Origin of the sequence: Pseudomonas sp. FP2338, assembly GCF_030687515.1 — a bacterium.
Lineage (GTDB): Bacteria > Pseudomonadota > Gammaproteobacteria > Pseudomonadales > Pseudomonadaceae > Aquipseudomonas > Aquipseudomonas salomonii.
Map to the genome: position 1 here is coordinate 4744401 of NZ_CP117436.1, position 23745 is coordinate 4768145.

Annotated in this window: 17 protein-coding genes; 8 read left to right on the top strand and 9 right to left on the bottom strand. The window is 60.5% G+C overall.

The genetic code is table 11. The annotated features are described in order from the left end of the window. Positions 1–3 precede the first annotated feature (3 nt). The 3 genes from rraA to ppsA all read right to left on the bottom strand — a co-directional run bounded on the left by rraA (position 4) and on the right by ppsA (position 4198). Positions 4–492, bottom strand: a complete 489-nt coding sequence (rraA, locus tag PSH96_RS21375) for a ribonuclease E activity regulator RraA (protein WP_170875840.1) — start codon at positions 490–492, stop codon at positions 4–6. Between the two features lie 234 nt (positions 493–726). Further along, complete coding sequence (locus PSH96_RS21380; RefSeq protein ID WP_305454903.1) at positions 727–1716, bottom strand: alpha/beta fold hydrolase; 990 nt, start codon at positions 1714–1716, stop codon at positions 727–729. A 106-nt stretch (positions 1717–1822) separates the two neighbouring features. Continuing rightward, positions 1823–4198 carry a phosphoenolpyruvate synthase gene (ppsA, locus tag PSH96_RS21385; protein WP_305454904.1) on the bottom strand — a complete coding sequence of 792 codons (2376 nt, stop codon included), beginning with the start codon at positions 4196–4198 and terminating at the stop codon, positions 1823–1825. Positions 4199–4376: 178 nt separating this feature from the next. Here ppsA and PSH96_RS21390 point away from each other — a divergent pair, with 178 nt between their 5' ends. Beyond that, positions 4377–5195, top strand: a complete 819-nt coding sequence (locus PSH96_RS21390) for a pyruvate, water dikinase regulatory protein (RefSeq protein ID WP_003193298.1) — start codon at positions 4377–4379, stop codon at positions 5193–5195. Positions 5196–5303: 108 nt separating this feature from the next. On the opposite strand, the gene PSH96_RS21395 is transcribed toward PSH96_RS21390, so the two are convergent. Then, positions 5304–6728, bottom strand: a complete 1425-nt coding sequence (locus PSH96_RS21395) for a PLP-dependent aminotransferase family protein (RefSeq protein WP_056861688.1) — start codon at positions 6726–6728, stop codon at positions 5304–5306. A 160-nt stretch (positions 6729–6888) separates the two neighbouring features. Between PSH96_RS21395 and PSH96_RS21400 the strand changes: the two genes are divergently transcribed. Genes PSH96_RS21400 through PSH96_RS21420 form a run of 5 tightly spaced genes read left to right on the top strand, consistent with a single transcriptional unit; the run spans position 6889 to position 12374 of the window. Beyond that, a complete protein-coding gene (locus PSH96_RS21400; RefSeq protein WP_017134754.1) occupies positions 6889–7782 on the top strand; it encodes a DMT family transporter in 894 nt (297 codons plus the stop codon). 35 nt (positions 7783–7817) lie between these two features. Then, positions 7818–9680, top strand: a complete 1863-nt coding sequence (gene moeB, locus PSH96_RS21405) for a molybdopterin-synthase adenylyltransferase MoeB (RefSeq protein WP_305454905.1) — start codon at positions 7818–7820, stop codon at positions 9678–9680. A gap of 15 nt (positions 9681–9695) precedes the next feature. Then, the gene (locus PSH96_RS21410) at positions 9696–10610 is read left to right on the top strand and encodes a PLP-dependent cysteine synthase family protein (protein ID WP_099486696.1); all 915 of its coding nucleotides are present in this window, start codon (positions 9696–9698) and stop codon (positions 10608–10610) included. A 37-nt stretch (positions 10611–10647) separates the two neighbouring features. Beyond that, a complete protein-coding gene (locus PSH96_RS21415; protein ID WP_305454906.1) occupies positions 10648–11640 on the top strand; it encodes a serine O-acetyltransferase in 993 nt (330 codons plus the stop codon). Between the two features lie 2 nt (positions 11641–11642). Next, positions 11643–12374 (top strand): alanyl-tRNA editing protein, encoded by a 732-nt coding sequence (locus tag PSH96_RS21420; protein WP_305454907.1) that lies wholly within the window; start codon positions 11643–11645, stop codon positions 12372–12374. 61 nt (positions 12375–12435) lie between these two features. Here PSH96_RS21420 and PSH96_RS21425 read toward each other — a convergent pair whose 3' ends face one another. Continuing rightward, positions 12436–13467 carry a hypothetical protein gene (locus PSH96_RS21425; RefSeq protein WP_305454909.1) on the bottom strand — a complete coding sequence of 344 codons (1032 nt, stop codon included), beginning with the start codon at positions 13465–13467 and terminating at the stop codon, positions 12436–12438. A 207-nt stretch (positions 13468–13674) separates the two neighbouring features. Here PSH96_RS21425 and PSH96_RS21430 point away from each other — a divergent pair, with 207 nt between their 5' ends. Both PSH96_RS21430 and PSH96_RS21435 read left to right on the top strand, forming a co-directional pair. Continuing rightward, positions 13675–15420 carry an ABC transporter permease subunit gene (locus tag PSH96_RS21430; RefSeq protein WP_056861573.1) on the top strand — a complete coding sequence of 582 codons (1746 nt, stop codon included), beginning with the start codon at positions 13675–13677 and terminating at the stop codon, positions 15418–15420. Positions 15421–15434: 14 nt separating this feature from the next. Further along, on the top strand, positions 15435–16757 hold the full coding sequence (locus PSH96_RS21435; protein WP_065929890.1) for an AAA-associated domain-containing protein: 1323 nt from the start codon (positions 15435–15437) through the stop codon (positions 16755–16757). A gap of 179 nt (positions 16758–16936) precedes the next feature. Here PSH96_RS21435 and prpD read toward each other — a convergent pair whose 3' ends face one another. From prpD to prpC, 4 genes are all read right to left on the bottom strand, one after another. Further along, on the bottom strand, positions 16937–18421 hold the full coding sequence (gene prpD / locus PSH96_RS21440) for a 2-methylcitrate dehydratase (RefSeq protein ID WP_305454910.1): 1485 nt from the start codon (positions 18419–18421) through the stop codon (positions 16937–16939). A 200-nt stretch (positions 18422–18621) separates the two neighbouring features. Continuing rightward, on the bottom strand, positions 18622–19812 hold the full coding sequence (prpF, locus tag PSH96_RS21445) for a 2-methylaconitate cis-trans isomerase PrpF (RefSeq protein WP_065929892.1): 1191 nt from the start codon (positions 19810–19812) through the stop codon (positions 18622–18624). A gap of 10 nt (positions 19813–19822) precedes the next feature. Further along, complete coding sequence (acnD, locus tag PSH96_RS21450) at positions 19823–22417, bottom strand: Fe/S-dependent 2-methylisocitrate dehydratase AcnD (RefSeq protein ID WP_305454911.1); 2595 nt, start codon at positions 22415–22417, stop codon at positions 19823–19825. A gap of 183 nt (positions 22418–22600) precedes the next feature. Further along, positions 22601–23728 carry a 2-methylcitrate synthase gene (gene prpC / locus PSH96_RS21455; protein ID WP_017134743.1) on the bottom strand — a complete coding sequence of 376 codons (1128 nt, stop codon included), beginning with the start codon at positions 23726–23728 and terminating at the stop codon, positions 22601–22603. Between the last annotated feature and the right edge of the window lie 17 nt (positions 23729–23745).

Sequence of the window (23745 nt, forward strand, 5' to 3'; positions counted from 1 at the left end):
GGTTTATTCAGGCATTTTCAACGGGCTAGGCGAAACGATCACGCCATTATTGTCGGCATAGATGTATTCGCCCGGGCGGAAGGTCACGCCGGCAAACGTCACTACCACGTTAAGGTCGCCAATGCCGCGCTTGTCGGTCTTCATCGGGTGAGGCGCCAACGCCTGCACACCCAGGTCAGTCTGGGCGAGGACATCGACATCACGCACGCAACCGTAGATCACCAACCCTTCCCAGCCATTTTTTGCAGCTTTCTCGGCGATCATGTCGCCCAGCAGCGCGCGACGCAGGGAGCCCCCGCCGTCGACCACCAGCACCTTGCCGGCGCCTGGTTGATCGGCTTGTTCCTTGACCAGCGAGTTGTCTTCGAAGCACTTGATGGTGACGATTTCACCGCCAAAGGAGTCTCGGCCACCGAAATTACTGAACATCGGCTCAACTACCTGCACCAGCTCCGGGTAGGCGTCGCACAGATCGGGCGTCACGTAATGGATCATCGGGAAACTCCTGTCATCAAGGAAGAGGTCGAACATCCCACGGTGTACATCAGAAAAACGCGTCACAACGGTCGAACTTTAAGTGCGCTCTCGTCAGCCGCGGCCATGATCAGACTCACACCGTCGCAACGCAATAGCTACTGCACGACTGAATATGACCAGAAACGTTTGCCGCGTCATATCTTAGCCGCAACCTCGCGCGAGTGAAACGCCCCTGGCAGAGCGGCTGCATCAAACCATTGCGATGACCTGCGGCTCTGCCGCGAATAACGGTGTCAGCGGGTCTTTCAACCACTGCGCCACCAACGGCCACACTTCAGCCTGCGCGGCCTTGCTGACCAGCATCTCGACTTGTCCGAAATCCCCGCTGAAGCCTTGCTTGCGCCCCAGGCACAGGTATTGGCGGTGCTCAGAGCCCACTTGTTCGAATAATTTGCGACAAGCCCAGTCCGGGTCCTGTTGATCGCCGGCAGCGCTGACCGCCAGCAGCGGCACGTCGACATCGGCCAGGCCTTTCCACCAGTCCTGCTTGCCATCGCCAAAACGACCGAACAGGCCATTCCAGCGCATCGCTTCGATCAGCACGCCCGCCGGCTCGTCCTCGGGGCCGCGTTTGAGCCGTACGCCGGATACTTCACCAAAACGTTTCAAGAGCAACCGGCCGGTCCACTCCAGCGGCGGAATCTTCAACGGCCAGTGGGTGCGGCTGACCTGGCAACCAAACAGCGCCACCGACGCCACGGCTGGCGGGCCAAGGTGCTGACCGCCCAAGGCCGCTGCCAAGGCGGTGCCACCCAGGGAGTGGCCGATCCAGTGCGGGATTTGTGCGCTTTGCTCACGGACAAATGCGCCGATCGCCGGCAAATCGTAACGCGCGTAATGGGCGACGCGATTTCTGGCGTAGTCCTGATTGCGCTTGGACAGGCCATGGCCACGCATTTCCGGGATCCATACATCAAATCCCTGACGCGCCAGGTAAGCACCCAGACCGATACCTTTGGGCGAATACCAGAAGCGCCGATTGGAAAAACTGCCGTGCAATAAAATAACCGGCGCGCCCCGGTTTTCCGGGACATCCGCCAGGCCCAAACGGGTCACAGCCAGCTCGACGGTGCCGTCGGGGCTGTTACCGGGTTTGAGGCGGTACACATCTTCACTCAGGTCGCCACGACGTTCAGCACTGATCAAGGCGACGGGAAATAGGTTGCTGCTGCTTTGCATAATGCTCTTGCACAAAAAAGGGCGGCGTCCGGATGGAGTTCCGCCCTGCACAGATAAGAATGCCGGTCACCCAGGCTGGGGGACCGGCACTTTTGACGTGACGACCTTAGGCGGACGCTTGGCCTTCCGCCAGGAAGAACCAGGTTTCCAGCACGGAGTCGGGGTTCAAGGAAACACTTTCGATACCCTGTTCCATCAGCCATTTGGCCAGGTCCGGGTGGTCGGAAGGGCCTTGGCCGCAGATGCCGATGTACTTGCCGGCCTTGTTACAGGCCTGGATGGCGTTGGCCAGCAGCTTCTTGACCGCAGGGTTACGCTCATCAAACAGGTGCGCGATGATCCCCGAGTCACGGTCCAGGCCCAGGGTGAGCTGGGTCAGGTCGTTGGAGCCGATGGAGAAACCGTCGAAGAACTCCAGGAATTCTTCGGCCAGGATGGCGTTGGACGGCAGTTCGCACATCATGATCACGCGCAGGCCGTTTTCGCCGCGAGTCAGGCCGTTTTCAGCCAGCAGGTCGACGACCTGGCTCGCTTCGCCCAGGGTCCGTACAAACGGCACCATGATCTCGACGTTGGTCAGGCCCATCTCGTTGCGCACGCGCTTGAGGGCACGGCATTCCAGCTCGAAGCAGTCGCGGAAGGCTTCGCTGATGTAACGCGAAGCGCCACGGAAGCCCAGCATCGGGTTTTCTTCTTCGGGCTCGTAGAGCTTGCCGCCGATCAGGTTGGCGTACTCGTTGGACTTGAAGTCCGACAGGCGCACGATGACCTTTTTCGGGTAGAACGCCGCCGCCAGGGTGCTGATGCCTTCTACCAGCTTCTCGACGTAGAAACCCACTGGGTCGTTGTAGCCGGCGATGCGTTTGTCGACGCTGTCCTTGATCTCCAGCGGCAGGCCGTCGTAGTTCAGCAGGGCCTTGGGGTGCACGCCGATCATGCGGTTGATGATGAACTCGAGACGGGCCAGGCCCACACCAGCGTTCGGCAACTGTGCGAAATCGAAGGCGCGGTCTGGGTTACCGACGTTCATCATGATCTTGAACGGCAGGTCCGGCATGGCATCGATGGAGTTTTGCTTGATGTCGAAGCCCAGCTCACCTTCAAAGATGAAGCCAGTATCGCCTTCGGCGCAGGACACAGTCACACCCTGACCGTCTTTCAACAGTTGGGTGGCGTTGCCGCAACCCACAACCGCCGGGATCCCCAGTTCGCGGGCAATGATCGCTGCGTGGCAGGTTCGCCCGCCACGGTTGGTGACGATGGCGCTGGCGCGTTTCATCACCGGCTCCCAGTCCGGGTCGGTCATGTCGGAGACCAGCACGTCGCCGGGCTGGACTTTGTCCATTTCGGACACGTCCTTGATGATCCGCACCTTGCCGGCGCCGATGCGCTGGCCGATGGCGCGGCCTTCCACCAGCACGGTGCCGGTTTCTTTCAACAGGTAGCGTTCCATCACGTTGGCCGAAGTGCGGCTCTTCACGGTTTCCGGGCGCGCTTGCACGATGTACAGCTTGCCGTCGTCACCGTCCTTGGCCCACTCGATGTCCATCGGGCACTTGTAGTGCTTTTCGATGATCATCGCTTGTTTGGCCAGTTCGCTGACTTCAGCGTCGGTCAGGCAGAAACGCGCGCGTTCGGCCTTGTCGACTTCAACGGTTTTCACCGAGCGACCGGCCTTGGCCTCGTCGCCGTAGATCATCTTGATGGCCTTGCTGCCCAGGTTGCGGCGCAGGATGGCCGGGCGGCCGGCCTCAAGGGTGTGTTTGTGGACGTAGAACTCGTCCGGGTTGACCGCACCTTGTACGACGGTTTCACCCAGGCCGTAGGCACCGGTGATAAACACCACGTCACGGAAACCGGATTCGGTGTCCAGGGTAAACATCACGCCGGCGGTGCCGGTTTCCGAACGCACCATGCGCTGCACACCGGCAGACAGAGCCACCAGCTTGTGGTCGAAACCCTGGTGTACGCGGTAGGAAATAGCGCGGTCATTGAACAGCGAGGCAAACACTTCCTTGGCGGCGCGGATTACGTTTTCAACGCCGCGGATGTTCAGGAAGGTTTCCTGCTGGCCGGCAAAGGAGGCGTCCGGCAAGTCTTCGGCAGTGGCCGAGGAGCGTACGGCAACCGCCATGTCCGGGTTGCCGGCCGACAGTGCCGCAAAGGCGGTACGGATTTCTTCGTTGAGCTTCTCGGGGAACTCGGCGTCCATGATCCATTGGCGGATCTGGCTGCCGGTTTTCGCCAGGGCGTTGACGTCATCGACGTCCAGAGCGTCCAGCGCGGCGTGGATCTGGGCGTTGAGGCCGCTCAGCTCGAGGAAATCGCGGTAAGCCTGGGCCGTGGTGGCGAAACCACCGGGCACCGAGACTCCAGCGCCTGCAAGATTACTGATCATCTCGCCGAGGGATGCGTTCTTGCCCCCCACATGCTCTACATCATGGACGCCGAGCTTATCGAGGGAAACTACGTACTCTACCAAGGTGATCTCTCCACTTTCTGTGTTGGAAAAGCTCAGGACGCCGGCGGCTCAGTAGGAGCAAACGCCAGCGCTTGTGGCCTGGACCTGGAAAATAAGTGAGAATGCGGCCCACTGCGGGACGGCAAAATCGCGCCTATCATATCCAAGATTCGCCATCAGCTTAAGGCCCAGGGCTCAAATGAAACGATCTGCTTTCTTTATTTCCGACGGCACCGGCATTACAGCCGAAACATTGGGCCAGAGCCTGCTCGCGCAGTTCGAAAACATTACCTTCGCCAAATTCACGCGGCCGTATATAGACAGCGTGGATAAAGCGCGGGCCATGGTACAACAAATCAATCTGGCGGCTGAAAAAGACGGTTTTCGCCCGATCATTTTCGACACCATCGTCAACCAGGACATTCGTGAGATCCTGGCAACCTCCAATGGTTTCATGATCGACATCTTCTCCACGTTCCTGGCGCCATTGGAACAGGAGCTGAGTGAACATTCCTCCTATTCCGTGGGCAAGTCCCATTCCATTGGCCATAACTCCAACTATATGGAGCGTATCGAGGCGGTGAACTTCGCCCTCGACAACGATGACGGCGCTCGCACCCACTACTATGACAAGGCCGACCTGATCCTGGTGGGTGTGTCTCGCTGCGGCAAGACCCCGACCTGCCTGTACATGGCCATGCAATTCGGTATCCGCGCGGCCAACTACCCGCTCACCGAAGACGACATGGAGCACCTGACGCTGCCCGCCGCCTTGCGTGCGCATTCCCACAAGCTGTTCGGCCTGACCATCGATCCGGACCGTCTCACCGCCATCCGCAACGAGCGCAAGCCCAACAGCCGCTACTCCAGCTATGCCCAATGCGAATTCGAAGTGCGCGAAGTGGAAAATCTGTTCCGTCGTGAGAATATTGCGCACATCAATTCCACGCATTTTTCGGTGGAAGAGATCTCGGCGAAGATTCTGGTGGAGAAAGGTGTAGAGCGCCGCTTCAAATAGCGGGCGCCTGCACGGACCCCATCGCAGGCAAGCCAGCTCCCACAGGGGAATGCATTCCAAATGTGGGAGCTGGCTTGCCTGCGATGAACGATAACGCGGTAAACCTGCCTACAGCTGAAACCTGTCACCGCCCTGCCCCAGCGCGGTGGCCAGCGCATCAAAGCCTTCACGCAGCAACTGATCGTCACCTGACGTATTACAGATACTCGCTCGAATAAACTGCGGCACCGCCGTCTGCCCTACGGCAAACGCCTCTGCGGTGGCGATTAGGTAATTATTCTGCTTGAGCTCTGCCTCGATTTCCGACGCACGCCAGGGCTCCGGCACTTCAATCCAGAAGTGTGGGCTGTTGAGGTGAGTGCGGTATTCCAAACCGACCAGAAGGTCACGCACCAAGGCCTTGCGCCGGCTGATCTCGTTGATTTGCTGGCGCAGCAGGTATTCCGCCGTGCCGTTTTCGATCCACTGTGTCGCCAGCTCCAGCGTCACCGGCGTGGCCATCCAGCAGGTCGAGCGCAAGGCCGCCGAAATACGGCTGACCAATGCCGGTGGCGCATGCACATACCCCACGCGCAAACCGGCAGACACCGCCTTGCTCAGGCTGCTGATCAAAATCGTACGCTCGGGCGCGAAGAAACTCAGCGGCGGCGGGCGATCTTCCACCAACACGCCGTGGGCTTCGTCTTCCAGAATCAGCAGATTATGCTCGCGGCACACCTTGGCCAGCGCTTCCCGGCGCGCGACCGACAGCACGGCCGTGGTCGGGTTCTGGATCGTCGGGGTGCAGTACAACGCCGAAACCCGGTGATTACGACAGACTTCATCCAGCGCACCCGGCAGCACGCCTTCGTCGTCCATCTCCAGGCCGATCAGCCGTACACCGAGCATGCGTGCGGCGGTGATAAGCCCTGGGTAAGTCAGTTGCTCAGTGACCACCGTATCCCCCGCCCGCAGCAACGCCATCATGGCGCAGAGCAGGCCATGCTGGCCGCCATTGACGCAGATGACCTGCTCGGGAATCGGATGAAAATCGCGCTGCACCAGCCATTGCGCACCGGCCTCGCGGTAGCGCGGCAAACCGGCGTCCGGCGTGTAGGCGCTGATGTCCTGGAGGAACTTGGCGTTGGTCGACAAGGTTTGGAAGCTTTGGGCCAGGAACACCGTTTCTTGCCCTGGAATGTGCATGTTGCGGCTCATGTCGAAGTACTGGCGCGGCTCTTCGCTGACGTTGCGAAAGCCTTCATCACGCTGGCGCTCCATCCCACGCTTGCGCACGAAGGTGCCGTCACCGACACGCGCCACCACTAACCCCAGTCGCTCCAGCTCGCCGTAGGCGCGGCTGATGGTGCCGATGGTCACGCCGAGATTATCGGAAAGAACCCGATGGGGCGGCAGTTTGCGCCCCGGTTCAATCAAGCCTTCAAGGATGCCCCGCTCCATCACATCGGACAGGCGTTTGTACTTCACGCCCTGACCGCTGGCCAACCCCTCACGCATAATTGACACCATGTCAATATTTGTTTTGACAGCCATCATTCGCCCTAATAGTGTGCTTTTACGGGTTCAATCACCGAATGAAACAACTTAATACACAGTCAATATAGAGTTCAATTCCGGCTCAGGGAAGCAATAAACGATGCCAATGTCCGCCGTTCTTGAAAACACTACAAAAACAAAAAATCAGAAACAGTGGTTGGCCGGTCTGGTCACCAGCGTGATGTTTCTTATCGTGTGCCTGAGTTGGGGCACCACCTGGCTGGGCATCAAGATCGCCGTCGAAAGCGTGCCGCCGCTGACGTCTGCCGGGCTGCGCTTTCTGATCGCGTTCCCGCTGTTCCTGTGTTTTGCCCTGGTGCGCCGCGAGCCGATCCTGTTCCCGCGTGAAAGCCGCTGGTTCTTCGTATTTGTGACCCTGTCGTATTTCAGCGTTCCCTATTACTTGCTCAACTACGGCGAAATGCATGTGTCGTCCGGCCTCACCGCGCTGCTGTTCAGCTGCATGCCGGTGTTCATCCTGATTTTCTCCGCGCTGTTTTTGCGCGAACGCATCTACTTTTCCCAGGTGGTCGGCATCGGCATCGGTTTCGGCAGCCTCTACATGATCATCAAGAGCCAGGGCCTGCACCTGGACCACGCCGAATTCTTCGGCGTGCTGGCGATACTGACCGCCGCGATCATGCATGCCTTGTGCTACGTCATCACCAAGCAAAAAGGCAGCGCTATCAGCGTGATTACCTACAACACACTGCCCATCGGTATCGCCGGGCTGATGCTGTTCGTGGCCGGCCTGTGGTTTGAAACACCGACCTTCGAAAACATCACCCTGCGCTCCTGGAGTGCGCTGTTCTACCTGGGGCTGGTGGCGTCGGTGGGCGGGTTTATTGTGTATTTCATGTTGCTCAAACGTTTGAGCCCGATCATTTTGTCGTTCGTGTTCATTATTTTCCCGGTGTTCGCGGTGATCATCGGCGCCTGGTACGAAGGCGTAGAAATTTCCCGTGACCTGATGCTGTACTCGGCCATCCTGCTGGCGGGTTTTGCGATCACCAAGTTGCCGGTTGAAAAACTCCTGGCCAAAAAAAATTGACCCTTAAACCACAACGACAACGACGCGAGAGAAACATGGAAGTCCTCCGCCCCACCGCTCTGGAACAGATCTATGCCCACGCCAGCCGCAGCTACCCGGACGAATGCTGCGGTTTTGTCTTCGCCGATGGCAGTGTGTACCTGGGCAACAATATCCAGAATGAGCTGCACCACAAGAACCCCGAGATGTACCCGCGCAGCGCGGCCAATGGCTATACCTTTTCGGTGGCCGACACCCTGCTGCTGAACAAGGCGTTTCGCAGCGACAACCCGGTGGTGGTGATCTACCACTCCCACCCGGACGTCGGCGCCTATTTCAGTGATGAAGACCAGGACAAGGCACTGTTCCTGGGTGAGCCGATCCACCCCGTCAGCTACCTGGTGGTGGACGTGCGCCAGGGCCAGGCCCTGGGCTCAAAGCTGTTTGCCTGGGATGGCAAGCAATTCGCCCTTAAACCCTTCAACGACCTGCACACGGAGTTGTCCATGAACGCTGTCTCTTTCCCCGATATCCTGGTTCGCGTGGCCAAGCTGCCGGAATCGACCCTTGAGGGCACTGGATCGACATTGCGCGAAGTCATTGAAAACCTCTGCAGCAGCCACCCGCAGCTGCGCTCGCACCTGTTCCACGAAAACAACAACCAGCTCAAGGAACACTTCCTGTTCACCGCCGAGGAAGAACTGATCGGCGCCGATGAGCAGTTGCCGGAAAAAGCCAGGATCGAAGTGCTGCTGGCCACCTCCGGCGGCATGGACGTCGACGCACTGAGCAACGAAGAAGTCCAGCGCTACGTGCGCCATATCACCCTGCCCGGCGTGGGCCGTGAAGGCCAGTTGAACCTGAAAAAAGCCAAGGTGCTGATCATCGGCACCGGCGGCCTGGGCTCGCCCATCAGCCTGTACCTCGCGGCAGCCGGCATCGGCACCCTGGGCCTGGTGGATTTCGACGTGGTCGAGAGCAGCAACCTGCAACGCCAGATCGTGCACGGCAACAGCACCCTCGGCATGCCCAAGGTCGAGTCAGCCAAGCGGCGGCTGCAAGACCTCAACAGCCATATCCAGATCAATGCCCACGACACCGCCCTCAACGCCGACAATGCGCTGGAGTTGGTCGGCGCGTATGACCTGGTGATCGACGGCACTGATAATTTCGACACCCGCTACCTGGTCAACGATGCCTGCGTGCAATTGGGCAAGCCGTTGGTGTACGGCGCCATCTACCGCTTCGATGGGCAGATCAGCGTGCTCAACTACAAAGGCGGGCCGTGCTACCGCTGCCTGTTTCCTTCAGCGCCGCCGGCCGAGTTGGCACCCAATTGCAGCGCCGGTGGCGTGATCGGTGTGCTGCCGGGTGTGGTCGGAATGATCCAGGCCACTGAAGCGATCAAATTACTCATCGGCATCGGCGAACCGCTGTCGGGCCGCCTGATGCGCTTCGACGCGCTGGCCATGAAGTTCAGCGAGATCCGCTTCAAACGCCGCGCCGACTGCCCATGCTGCTCAGACCTGCGCCACAGCGAAAGCGTCGCGCCAGCCGTTTGCGCGGATGCCGTGCAGAGCCAGCCCGCGTTGGCCGAAGAGCGTTACATCAAACCGCGCGTACTCAAGCAACTGCTCGAACACCCACGCAGCGCCGACGTGTTGCTGGATGTGCGCGACGCCAGCGAGCTGGAAGTGTGCAAGTTGCCGGGCGTGGTGCATATCCCCCTGGCCGAACTGGACGGGCAATTGGGCAGCCTGAGCCGCGACAACACCCATTACCTGATCTGCTACGCCGGAACCCGCGCCGAGCAAGCGGCCAGCACCTTGCTGGCCGCCGGCTTCGCCAATACCAAAGTCCTGCAGGGCGGCATGAAACATTGGGTTCGCGACGTCGAACCCGATATGCCTTTGTACTGATCCGGGGGCTGAGCGATGTTGCATAACTCCATTCTCGATGTGATCGGCCATACGCCGATCGTACGCCTGGCGCAGTTTTCCGAAGACCTCGGCATCGAGGTCTACGCCAAGCTTGAATCCCTCAACCCTGGCGGCAGCCACAAGGCGCGTATCGCCCTGGGCATGATCCTCGACGCAGAACGTCGAGGCGTGCTGATTCGCGATTCCGGGCAAACCATCATCGAACCCAGCGGCGGCAATACCGGCATTGGCCTGGTGATGGCCGGCAATGTGCTGGGCTACAAAGTGGTGCTGGTGATCCCTGACAACTACAGCCCCGAAAAGCAGAAACTGCTGCGCTTGTACGGCGCCAAGGTGGTGCTCTCGGACAGCCGCCTCGGGAACAATTCCCACGGCGAAAAGTGCATGGAACTGCAGTTGGAAAACCCCAATTTCGTGATGCTCAACCAGCAGCGCAACGGCGCCAACCCGCAGACCCACCGCGACACCACCGCACCGGAAATCCTCCGCGCCTTCGGTGAACAGCGCGTGGACTATTTCGTCAGCGGCATCGGCACCGGTGGCCATATCACCGGCATCGGCGAAACCCTCAAGGCGGCCTGGCCTGCGATGCGCGTCATGGGTGTGGAACCGGAGGAGTGCGACCTGCTCAAGGACCAGCACGCGCCGCACCATATCCAGGGCCTGTCGATCGGCTTGATCCCGAGCATTCTTAACGTGGGTGTCATTGACGGCATGCTCAAGGTCTCGCGCCTGGCGTGCATCGACATGATGAAGCGCATCATGCGCACCGACGCCATCAGCCTGGGTTTGTCTTCGGCCGCCAACATGGTGGCCATCGCCCAACTCGCCCCCGAACTCCCGCCCGAAACGGTGGTGTTGACCATGGTCTACGACAATGCCGACAGCTACCTGCCCAATTTCGAATAACCGGTTTTTCAACCATCCAGACTGTGGGGGTGCCTCCATGGGGGGCTTTATCGACATGCAACAGCTGCACGATGAGTTACTGACCCACCTCATCCAGACCCTGACGCCTGCGCAGATGAAGCAGTTGGAACCGCATTTGGCGCCATTGATCCAGAATGCCGCACAGGCCGTGGCAGAGGACTTGATTGCCTATGCCTACCGCGACCCGGCGTCCCGTGGGCGGGGCGAGCTGATCCTGGAGTCCTACGCCTCGTTCAAGGCGGTGTTGTTCTACCGGCTGGCACACTTGGTGTGGAATTTTCCCGACCAGGCCAACGGTCTGTTCTCACGCATGGCCCTCAAGCTCAGCAACCAGGGCAAAATCCTCTCCGGCGCCGAAATCCACCCCGCAGCCCGGATCGGCCGGCGCTTTGTGCTGGACCACGGTTTCGGCACCGTGATCGGCGAAACCTGCGAGATCGGCAACGATTGCTACATCCTCTGCGGCGTGACCCTCGGTGCCCGAGGCATTGCCAACAACCCGAACGGCAAACGCCACCCGCGCCTGGGCAATAACGTCGAGGTCGGCTCCGGCGCGCGAGTGCTGGGCTATGTGCAGATTGGCGACAACGTGTTTATCAGCCCTTCGTGTGTGATCACCCAGGACGTACCGGCGGGCACCAAGGTCAAGGTGGTCAACCAGATCCAGTTACAAAAGAACGCCGAATCGGATCACAGCAATTACCTGGGGGCTTTCGCGCTGGATGAGCGTTTGCACGTGGTCGGCGAAGTCAGCGCCAGCCACAAGGTCACGGTGCTGGATGCCGACTTTCACCCTTTGCACGGGCTGATGCTGGAGCCCACGGTGAAGGAGCGTCATCACTTGCAGTTTCGCCTGCGTCGCCTGGACACCGGCGACCATCTGCCACGCTTGCCGCTGAACCTGAAAGTCTGTGGCCCCGAATTTGAGATCACCCTGCTCTCCCCGCCTGGCTTGAGCGCAATGGTGCGTCACCTGCTGCAAGCCAGCCCACTGATCGTCGGAGGTTGAACATGTCCGTGCATACCATGGAAACCCTGGCGCTGTTTGACAGCGCGCCCTACCAGAACGCTTTCAGCGCCCGGGTGATTGCCGTCAGCGAACAGGGCATTGCCCTGGAACACACGCTGTTCTACCCCACCGGCGGCGGGCAACCGGGCGACACCGGGCACCTGACCCTGGCCGATGGTACGCGGGTCAACGTGACCGGCACCGTGCGCGACCCGGTGTTGCGCTCGATCATCTGGCACCAGGTTGAACACTGCCCCGAGCAATTGACGGCCGGCGTACAGGTGGATGCCGGCCTGGATTGGGAGCGGCGTTACCAGCACATGAAAATGCACACCTGCCTGCACCTGCTGTGCTCGATCATTGATGCGCCCGTCACCGGCTGCAGCATCAGCGCAGACAAAGGCCGCCTGGACTTCGACTTACCGGAAATGACCCTCGACAAGGACAGCATCACCCGCGACCTCAATGCCTTGATCGAACAAGCCCATGCAGTGAAAACCCTGTCGATGCCCGCTTCGGAATACTCGACCCTGCTGCAGATCACCCGCACACAGGCGGTGGCGCCACCGGTCATCCAGGGCTCAGTGAGGGTAATAGAAATCGCCGGGATCGATATCCAGCCATGCGGTGGCACCCATGTGATCAACACCGAAGAAATCGGCCGGGTGTACTGCGAGAAAATCGAGAAAAAGAGCAAGCACAACCGCCGGGTGATCCTGCGGTTTGAGGGATAAATTACCCGAGTCAGCTAAGCGTGGGCGCTGTAGACCACGCTTGCCGACGTGAAGCTAAGCCCTACTGCTTCGCCTCATTGAGGTGTTTTTTCAACACCTGAACCTGTTCCTCAAGCATTGAAATTTGTGTGCTGTAGTAGGACTTCATCTCAGCAATACCCGCTTCGATATTAGCGTTGTCCACCCTGAACTGCTCAGCGGTGGGCACCGACTGCGTGGGTGACTCGTTGGTCGGATCTGCCGGGGCATCGCTGGTGGTCATAGTGGACTCATCCGCCGGCGCCGTTGGCGTCTGGATTTCAGGTTTGGTCGCCTTCTTGACGTGCTCAGTCATACTTTTAAGCTCCTTGCCCAACGCTTCAACGGCCTCCGTCATCTGCTGCATCAGCCTGCCGATATCTGCGCGCAACTGCGTATTCAGCTTGAGTGGCTCCTCAAGATCTTGATTCTGGACAACTTCAGGTGTCTGAGCGTCCTGAACAACATGGTTAACCGGCTCTTGAGATGTTTGAGGCAGTTTGACGGGGGCCTCGTCTGCGCCTTTGCGCGGAGCACACAGTTGCTCACGCAGTTCGACAATTTCGTTTTTGAGTTTGACGATTTTCTCCTGGCATTCGGTGATAAACGCCTTGAAGTCGATCAGGAGCTGGTTATTTTTACCCACCAATTCCAGGGTCTCGTTCTGTGGCCCGACCTTTTGCGATTGCGGCGGGTTAACGAGGGTGTTGTGGCTCGATAACTGACCGCGCTGCTCTGGCGTCATGGGGGGCCGAGGAGCTGCAGCTTCGCCCTGTGTGCCGACATCGCTTGAGGTATCGGCCTTGCTTTCCTGACGGGGCGGCTTCGAATGCTGAGACGGTTCGTAGCCCACAGGGTAGTTCGTTTGTGGCGGGGTATTTACGCTAATCATAGGATGCTTTCTCAAATCCAGATAATGCTGAGTGGTGGGTTGGCAGAGACTTGCTGCGGCAAGCGATCTGTCCCATTGATTGGCATTTATCTGAAAGCGGTTCCTGGAATACAGGGTGTGTGGGTAGCTAATTGTGTCGGCAGCGCTATCAGCCTTTTCCTGAAGGTTGATCAGCGCACGCAAAACGGATGCCCAAGCCGCAGTTCGTACAGGAAACTGACAGCAAATTTATGCGCTTGTAACATTCAGAAACGTACAATCCCGCCTGCAACGTCTCGTTGCCCCTGACTCACGAACACAGCGCCCGCCCTTCTCGGTGGGGCATTCGTGCAGCAGCTAAGCTCACCCCCATTACGCCCCTGAACCTGAACGCTGCCGGACTGAATGCATATGAACAAAGTGTTCCGCGATTACCTGCCGGCATCCACCCTGCGCTTGCTACCCAACCGCTGGGACCTGGTCGCGCTGCCGCTGGTGATCGGCTTTCTGCTGTTTTTCTCCCTCACGGCCCGGGAAACCTGGGCGCCCATCGCCACGTTGCAGAGTGAAGTCATTTCCCTGGACCCGGCCAACCTGCCGGAATACGCGATGCGCACCACGATGCGCATGCTCGCGGCCATGGTCGCGGCGCTGGTGTTCACCTTGCTGTACGGCACCCTGGCGGCCAAAAGCCGGCGCGCTGAAAAGCTGCTGGTGCCGGTGCTCGATATCCTGCAATCGGTGCCGGTGCTCGGCTACATCTCATTCACGGTGACGTTCTTCCTGCTGCTGTTCCCCGGGCGCGTACTCGGCGCCGAGCTCGCGGCGATCTTTGCGATCTTCACCAGCCAGGCCTGGAACATGACGTTCAGCTTCTATCAGTCGCTGCGCATGCTGCCCCACGACTTGGTGGAGGTGTCGACCAACCTGCGGCTTTCCGGCTGGCAGAAATTCTGGAAGCTCGACGTGCCATTCGCCATGCCGGGGCTGGTGTGGAACATGATGATGAGCATGTCCGGCGGCTGGTTCTTCGTGGTGGCTTCCGAAGCCATCACCGTCGGCGACAAGACCATCACGCTGCCGGGCGTAGGTTCGTACCTGGCCTTGGCGATCGCTCAGAAAGACCTGCACGCCGTGGGTTACGTGATTTTGGCGATGATTGTGGTGATCCTGCTGTACGACCAGTTGCTGTTCCGCCCGCTGGTGGCCTGGGCTGACAAGTTCCGCATGGAAACCACCGCGTCCCAGGGCGCGGCGCCACAATCCTGGCTGTTGAACCTGATCCAGCGCACGCGCATCGTGCAGCGCATCCTGCGCCCCATCACCCGTGCCTTCAGCCGGATCGGCAACAAACGCTTCAGCCTGGCGGGCGGCGCGTTCAAGGCATTGCCGGCTGAAACACCGGCGGCGTCAAAAGTGATCGACTGGGTGTGGGGCACGCTGATTGCACTGCTGGCCGCGTATGCGCTGTACCACATCGTGCAATACGTCGGCACCGAAGTGACCTTCGCCGAAGTCGGCCATGTCTTTGTACTGGGCCTGATCACCTTGCTGCGGGTGGCCGGGCTGATCCTGATCGCCTCGCTGATCTGGGTGCCGTTGGGCGTGATGATCGGCTTGCGCCCTGCGCTGGCGGAAAAAATCCAGCCGTTGGCGCAGTTTCTTGCGGCCTTCCCGGCGAACCTGTTGTTCCCGGTATTTGTGATCGTGATCCTGCACTACAACCTCAACCCGGATATCTGGCTGAGCCCGCTGATCGTGCTGGGCACCCAGTGGTACATCCTGTTCAACGTGATTGCCGGCGCCAGTGCCTTCCCCAATGACTTCAAGGAAGCCGCCGCCAATTTCCGTATTCGCGGCTGGCTATGGTGGCGCAAGGTGATGCTGCCGGGGATCTTCCCCTATTACGTCACCGGCGCCATTACTGCCTCGGGCGGTGCCTGGAACGCCAGCATCGTGTCCGAGTACGTGTCCTGGGGCCAGGACAACGTGGTCGCCCATGGGCTGGGCGCCTACATCGCGCAAACCACCGCCGCCGGCGACTTTCCGAAAATTGCGCTGGGCGTGGTGGTGATGTCGATTTTCGTGGTGGCGTTCAACCGCGCGGTCTGGCGGCCGATGTACGCCATCGCTGAAAACAAACTTCGTCTGAATTGATGGGATTCGCTGTGATGACTACCTACACCGAAAACACTGCCGATACCCCGCAAATCTACTCGCTGAAAAACGTCAACCGGGTGTTCGGCAAAGGTAAAGACGAGCTGCAAGTGCTCAGCGGCGTCGACCTGAGCCTGCACGAAGGCGAGATCGTCGGCATGCTTGGTCGCTCCGGCTCGGGCAAATCCACCTTGCTGCGCATTATCGCCGGGCTGATCCAGCCGTCCTCCGGCGAAGTCCGCTACAACGGCGCGCCGCTCAACGGCCCGGCCGAAGGCGTGGCCATGGTGTTCCAGACCTTTGCGCTGTTCCCCTGGCTGACCGTGCTGGAAAACGTCGAAGCCGGCCTGCAAGCCTTGCAAGTCGAGCGCAAGGAAACCCGCCGGCGCGCCCTGGCGGCCATCGACTTGATCGGCCTCGACGGCTTTGAAAACGCCTACCCGCGCGAGCTGTCCGGCGGCATGCGCCAGCGCGTGGGGTTTGCCCGTGGCCTGGTGGTCAACCCGACGTTGTTGCTGATGGACGAACCCTTCTCGGCCCTCGACGTGCTCACCGCCGAAACCCTGCGTACCGACCTGCTGGACTTGTGGAGCGGCAAGCAGTTACCGATCAAGTCGATCCTGATCGTGACCCACAACATTGAAGAAGCAGTGCTGATGTGCGACCGCATCCTGGTGCTGTCATCCAACCCCGGCCGCGTGGTCGCAGAGATCAAAGTGCCGTTCGCGCACCCGCGCAACCGCCTGGACCCGACGTTCCGGCAAATGGTCGATGACATTTACGCGCTGATGACCGACCGGCGCAGCGCCGACGCCAGCCGTGGCATACCCGAGCTGAAAATGGGCAGCCTGCTGCCGGAGGTGTCCACCAACCTGATGGCCGGCCTGATCGAAACCCTGGCCGCCGAGCCTTACAACGGCCACGCCGGTTTGCCCACCGTGGCCGAACGGCGCTTGCTGGAAGTCGATGACCTGTTCCCGGTGGCCGAGATGCTCGAGCATTTGGGCTTCGCTGAACTCAAGGGCGCCGACATCACCCTCACCGACGCCGGCAAGCTGTTCGCCGACTACGGCACCCAAGAACGCAAAACCCTGTTCGCCGAGCATTTGATCAAACACGTGCCGCTGGCCGCGCGAATTCATCAGGTGTTGCTTGAGCGCAGCGGGCATCGTGCGCCACGGGTGCGTTTCGAGCAGGAGCTGGAAGACTCGATGACCGAAGCGTTCGTGGAAAAAACCCTCGAAAGCGTGATTGCGTGGGGGCGTTATGCGGAGATTTTTTCGTATGACGACCATACCGAGACGTTTAGCCTGGATGACGTGGAAGGCAGTATGTAATGGCGTGAAGTCGACCATTTTCTATTGAGCAACACCGAACCCATGTGGGAGCTGGCTTGCCTGCGATGCAGACAACTCGGTCTTTGAGCTACACCGAGGTGATGCTATCGCAGCGGTGCGACGATTCGACAAGCCAGCTCCCACACAAGCCAGCTCCCACATTAGTTTTTGGGCGTTTGTCAGATCACAAACAGGTCCACAAACCGATTCACCGGCGTGGCCTCAAGCCGCGCCTGATCCTTGCACAACGCAAAAATCTCGCCACTACGCTGCGCGGTAAACCGCGTGGCCAGGTTGGCTTTGAACTTGTCCTCCAGTAATGGGATGCCATCCACCCGACGGCGGCGATGCCCAATCGGGTATTCCACCGCAACCCGCTCGGTGTGGGTACCGTCTTTGAAAAACACCTGCACGGCATTGGCAATGGAGCGCTTGTCGGCCTCCAGGTATTCGCGGCTGTAGCGCACGTCCTCAACGATCTCCATCTTTTCGCGCAGCTCATCGATGATCGGGTGCGCCGCGTGGAATTCATCCTCGTACTGCTCGGCCACCAGATTGCCGAACGCCAACGGTACCGCGGTCATGTATTGCAGGCAGTGGTCGCGGTCGGCGGCATTGGCGAGTTTCCCGACTTTGGAAATGATGCGAATCGCCGACTCGTGGGTGGTGATCACGATGCGTTCGATTTCATGCAGACGATCCTTGACCAGCGGGTGCAAGGTCACCGCCGCTTCACAGGCCGTTTGCGCATGGAACTCGGCCGGGAAGCTGATCTTGAACAACACGTTTTCCATCACATAGGTGCCATAAGGCTGGGGCAGGCTGAACCCACGCTTGTCCTCAGGCTTGAGTGCGAGGTCTTTGTTGGTGTGGCTGAACAGCACGTCATAAAAACCCCATTGCGGCGCGCTCAGCACACCGGGTATGCCCATCTCGCCGCGCATTGCGATATCGGCCAGGCGCACGCCACGGCTCGATGCATCCCCGGCCGCCCAGGATTTGCGCGAACCGGCATTGGGTGCGTGGCGATAGGTGCGCAGCGCCTGCCCATCGACAAAGGCGTGGGACAACGCCGACAGCAGCTGTTCACGGTTGGCGCCCATCAGCTTGGCGGTGACCGCCGTGGAGGCGACTTTTACCAGCAACACATGATCGAGGCCGACGCGGTTGAAGGAGTTTTCGAGGGCAATCACGCCCTGGATTTCGTGGGCCATGATCATCGCTTCCAGCACTGCACGCACGGTCAGTGGTGCGTCGCCGTTGGCCACACGTTTTTGCGACTCGTGATCGGCCACGGCGAGGATACCGCCGAGGTTATCCGAAGGGTGGCCCCATTCGGCGGCGAGCCAGGTGTCGTTGTAGTCGAGCCAGCGCACGATGCAGCCAATGTCCCAGGCGGCCTTGACCGGGTCCAGGCGCAATGAGGTACCCGGCACACGCGCGCCGAACGGCACGACGGTGCCCTCGACTATCGGCCCCAGGTGCTTGGTGCACTCGGGGAAGCGCAGGGCCAGCAGGCCGCAGCCGAGGGTATCCATCAGGCAGTTGCGGGCGGTGTCCAGGGCGTCCCGGGAATCGATGCGGTAGTTGAGGACATAGTCGGCAATGTCCTGCAGGACCTGGTCGTAGTCGGGGCGGTTGTTCTGGTCGACGTTGGCGCTCATGGCAGTACTCCAAAGTGGGTTGGGGTTAGTCCTCGGGCTCACGGTTATTGGAAAGCAGATCTTGGGTGTCTGCCTTGAAATAGAGAATCACCTGTGGGAGCCGGGCTTGCCCGCGATGGCATCACCTCGGTTCATCTGAAACACAGAGGTGATGCCATCGCAGGCAAGCCAGCTCCCACACAAGCCAGCTCCCGCAAAGGTTAGAACGCGTCGCCGGGGACGCGCACGAAACCTTCCATCAGCACCCGTGCGCTGCGGCTCATGATGGCTTTTTTCACCACCCATTCGCCGTTTACCTGGGTGGCCTCGGCGCCCACGCGCAAAGTGCCGGACGGGTGCCCGAACCGCACCGCGTTGCGCTCCACACCACCGGCCGCGAGGTTGACCAGGGTGCCGGAAATCGCCGCCGCCGTGCCAATCGCCACCGCCGCCGTGCCCATCATCGCGTGGTGCAGCTTGCCCATGGACAGTGCGCGTACCAGCAAATCCACATCACCGGCCTTGATTGCCTTGCCACTGGACGCCACGTAATCCAGAGGTTTGGCCACAAAAGCGACCTTCGGCGTGTGCTGGCGCTGGGCGGCTTCGTCCAGGTGTTTGATCAGGCCCATGCGCAACGCGCCATAGGCCCTCACGGTCTCGAACATCGCCAATGCTTTCGGGTCGCTGTTGACCGCGCCTTGCAGCTCGGTGCCGGTGTAGCCGAGGTCTTCAGCGTTGATGAAAATGGTCGGGATGCCGGCGTTGATCAGCGTCGCCTTGAAGGTGCCGACACCCGGCACTTCGAGGTCGTCGATCAGGTTGCCGGTGGGAAACATCGAGCCACCGCCGCCCTCTTCTTCCGCTGCCGGGTCCATGAACTCCAGCTGCACTTCGGCGGCCGGAAAGGTCACGCCGTCGAGCTCAAAGTCACCGGTTTCCTGCACCGCGCCGTCGGTGATCGGCACGTGAGCGATGATGGTCTTGCCGATATTGGCCTGCCACACCCGCACCACCGCCACACCGTTATGCGGCACGCGGGCCGGGTCAACCAGGCCGGCGCTAATGGCAAACGAACCCACCGCCGCCGACAGGTTGCCGCAGTTGCCGCTCCAGTCGACAAACGGCTTGTCGATCGAGACCTGGCCAAACAGATAGTCCACGTCGTGATCGGCGCGGGTGCTTTTGGCCAGGATCACGGTTTTGCTGGTGCTGGAGGTTGCACCGCCCATGCCGTCGATTTGCTTGTCGTAAGGATCGGGGCTGCCGATGACCCGCAACAGCAAGGCATCGCGAGCAGCACCCGGCACCTGCGCCGATTCGGGCAGGTCCTTGAGGCTGAAAAACACGCCCTTGCTGGTACCGCCACGCATGTAGGTGGCGGGGATCTTGATTTGCGCTGCATGTGCCATGGTTATCCCCTTAAGCGGTCGCCGCCGATTCCAGGAAGTCCTGGGCGAAACGTTGCAACACACCACCCGCCTCGTAGATCGACACTTCTTCGGCGGTGTCCAGGCGGCATGTCACCGGCACTTCGACACGTTCGCCATTCTTGCGATTGATCACCAGCGTCAGTTGCGCACGCGGGGTGCGTTGGCCGACCACGTCATAGGTTTCGCTGCCGTCGATCTTCAGTGTGTGGCGGTCGGTGCCCGGTAAAAACTCCAGCGGCAACACGCCCATGCCCACCAGGTTGGTGCGGTGGATGCGCTCGAACCCTTCGGCGGCAATCGCCTCCACCCCGGCCAGGCGCACGCCTTTGGCCGCCCAGTCGCGAGAAGAGCCTTGGCCATAGTCGGCGCCGGCGATGATGATCAGCGGTTGCTTGCGCTCCATGTAGGTTTCGATGGCTTCCCACATCCGCGTGACCTGGCCTTCGGGCTCGATACGCGCCAGGGAACCCTGCTTGACCTTGCCGTTTTCCAGCACCATTTCGTTGAACAGTTTCGGGTTGGCGAAGGTTGCGCGCTGGGCGGTCAAGTGGTCGCCGCGATGGGTCGCGTAAGAGTTGAAGTCGACTTCCGGCAGGCCCATTTTCGCCAGGTATTCGCCCGCGGCGCTGTCCAGCATGATCGCGTTGGACGGCGACAGGTGGTCGGTGGTGATGTTGTCCGGCAGCACCGCCAGCGGGCGCATGCCCTTGAGCGGCCGCGCACCGGCCAACGCACCTTCCCAGTACGGTGGGCGACGGATATAGGTACTTTGCGGGCGCCAGTCGTACAGCGGCGCGACTTTGGGGCCGGTGTCTTCGTGGATCGCGAACATCGGGATATAAACGGCGCGGAACTGCTCCGGCTTGACCGAGGCCTTGACCACAGCGTCGATTTCTTCGTCGCTCGGCCAGATGTCTTTCAGGCGGATTTCCTTGCCGTCAGCATCCAGGCCCAGCACGTCTTTTTCGATGTCGAAACGGATGGTACCGGCAATCGCATAGGCCACTACCAGCGGCGGGGACGCCAGGAAGGCTTGCTTGGCATACGGGTGAATACGCCCGTCGAAGTTGCGGTTACCCGACAAAACGGCCGTGGCGTACAGGTCGCGGTCGATGATTTCTTGCTGGATCAGCGGGTCGAGCGCACCGGACATGCCGTTGCAAGTCGTGCAAGCAAACGCCACCACGCCGAAGCCGAGCTTGTCCAGCTCATGGCCCAGGCCGGCTTCTTCCAGGTACATGGCCACGGTTTTCGAGCCCGGCGCCAGTGAGGATTTGACCCACGGTTTGCGCGTGAGCCCAAGCTGGTTGGCATTACGTGCCAGCAAGCCTGCGGCAATCACGTTGCGCGGATTGCTGGTGTTGGTGCAACTGGTAATGGCGGCGATGATTACCGCGCCGTCGGGCATTTGCCCCGGCACTTCGTCCCACTGACCGCAGATGCCTTTGGACGCCAGATCGCTGGTCGCCACGCGCGCATGCGGGTTGCTCGGGCCGGCCATGTTGCGCACGACGCTGGACAGGTCGAAGGTCAAGCCACGCTCGTATTGCGCGCCCTTGAGGTCATCGGCCCACAGACCGGTGTGGCGGGCGTATTGCTCGACCAGCGTGACTTGTTCGTCTTCACGGCCGGTGAGTTTCAGGTAGGCAATGGTTTGCTGGTCGATGTAGAACATCGCGGCGGTAGCGCCGTATTCCGGGGCCATGTTGGAGATGGTCGCGCGGTCGCCCAGGGTGAGTGCCGAAGCGCCTTCGCCGAAGAACTCCAGCCAGGCACCCACGACTTTCTGTTTGCGCAGAAACTCGGTCAGCGCCAGCACCATGTCGGTGGCGGTGATGCCCGGTTGCAGCTTGCCCGTCAGCTCGACGCCGACGCTTTCCGGCAGACGCATCCACGAAGCGCGCCCGAGCATCACGCTCTCGGCCTCAAGACCGCCGACGCCGATGGCAATCACGCCCAAGGCATCTACGTGCGGGGTATGGCTGTCGGTGCCGACACAGGTGTCGGGGAAGGCCACGCCATCGCGCACCTGGATCACCGGAGACATCTTCTCCAGGTTGATCTGGTGCATGATGCCGTTGCCCGGCGGGATCACGTCGACGTTCTTGAAGGCCTTTTTGGTCCACTCGATAAAGTGAAAACGGTCTTCGTTGCGACGGTCTTCGATGGCGCGGTTTTTCTCGAACGCCTGCGGGTCAAAACCACCGGCTTCGACGGCCAGGGAGTGGTCGACGATCAGTTGGGTCGGCACCACCGGGTTGACCTGCGCCGGGTCACCGCCTTGCAGGGCGATCGCGTCGCGCAGGCCGGCGAGGTCGACCAGCGCGGTCTGGCCGAGGATGTCATGGCACACCACACGCGCCGGGAACCACGGGAAGTCGAGGTCGCGCTTGCGTTCGATCAGTTGGCTCAGGGAAGCGTTGAGGGTGGCCGGATCGCAGCGGCGCACCAGGTTTTCGGCGAGTACGCGCGAGGTGTACGGCAAGGTGGCGTAGGCGCCGGGGGTGATTGCCTCGACAGCCGCGCGGGCGTCGAAGAAATCCAGGCGGCTGCCGGGCAGCGGTTTGCGAAATTCAGTGTTCATCGTCAGGACTCGGTCACGGTAGGTTCACAAGGCGAACTGTCGACACTGGCCTGGCTCTCTGTGGGAGCTGGCTTGCCTGCGATGGCATCACTGCGGTGTGACAGGTACACCAGGGTGATGCGATCGCAGGCAAGCCAGCTCCCACAGAACAGCACATTGGCCAATGTGCCGGGTTCAGCCCACTCAGCGACGTTCGATTGGCACGAACTTGCGCTGTTCTACGCCGATGTACTCGGCGCTTGGGCGGATGATGCGGTTATTGGCGCGCTGCTCGAACACATGGGCGGCCCAGCCGGTCAGGCGCGAGCACACAAAGATCGGCGTGAACAGCTTGGTCGGGATGCCCATGAAGTGGTACGCCGAGGCATGGTAGAAGTCGGCGTTGGGGAACAACTTCTTCTGCTCCCACATGGTCTTGTCGATAGCCTCCGAAACCGGGAACAACACCTTGTCGCCCACCTCATCGGCGAGCTTTTTCGCCCAGCCCTTGATCACTTCATTGCGCGGGTCGCTGTCTTTGTAGATCGCGTGGCCAAACCCCATGATCTTGTCTTTGCGCGCCAGCATGCCGAGGGTGCCTTCGACGGCTTCTTCGGCCGAGCCGAAACGCTCGATCATCTCCATCGCAGCTTCGTTGGCGCCGCCATGCAACGGGCCGCGCAGCGAGCCGATGGCGGCGGTCACGCAGGAATACAAATCGGACAGGGTTGAAGCACACACGCGGGCGGTGAAGGTCGAGGCGTTGAATTCGTGCTCGGCGTAGAGGATCAGCGACACGTTCATGACTTTTTCATGCAGCGCGCTGGGCTTCTTGCCATGCAGCAGGTGCAGGAAGTGGCCGCCGATGCTTGGCTCGTCGGTCACGCAGTCAATCTTCTTGCCGTCGTGGCTGAAGCGATACCAGTAGCACATGATCGCCGGGAAAGCGGCCAGCAGGCGGTCGGTGACATCGTGCTGGGCGCTGAAGTCTTTCTCGGGTTCGATATTGCCCAGGAACGAGCAACCGGTGCGCATCACGTCCATCGGGTGGGCGTCGGCGGGGATGCGTTCCAATACTTCTTTAAGCGCTTGCGGCAGGTCGCGCAGTTTGCTGAGTTTGGCGCTGTAAGCGGCCAATTCGGTTTTGCTCGGCAACTCGCCGTAGAGCAGCAGGTAGGCGACTTCTTCAAATTGCGCATCGGCGGCCAGTTCGCGCACGTCGTAGCCGCGATAGGTCAAGCCGGCACCGGCCTGGCCGACGGTGGACAGTGCAGTCTGCCCGGCCACCTGGCCACGCAGGCCGGCGCCACTCAGTACTTTTGCTTCAGCCATGGTTCTTCTCCAATTTT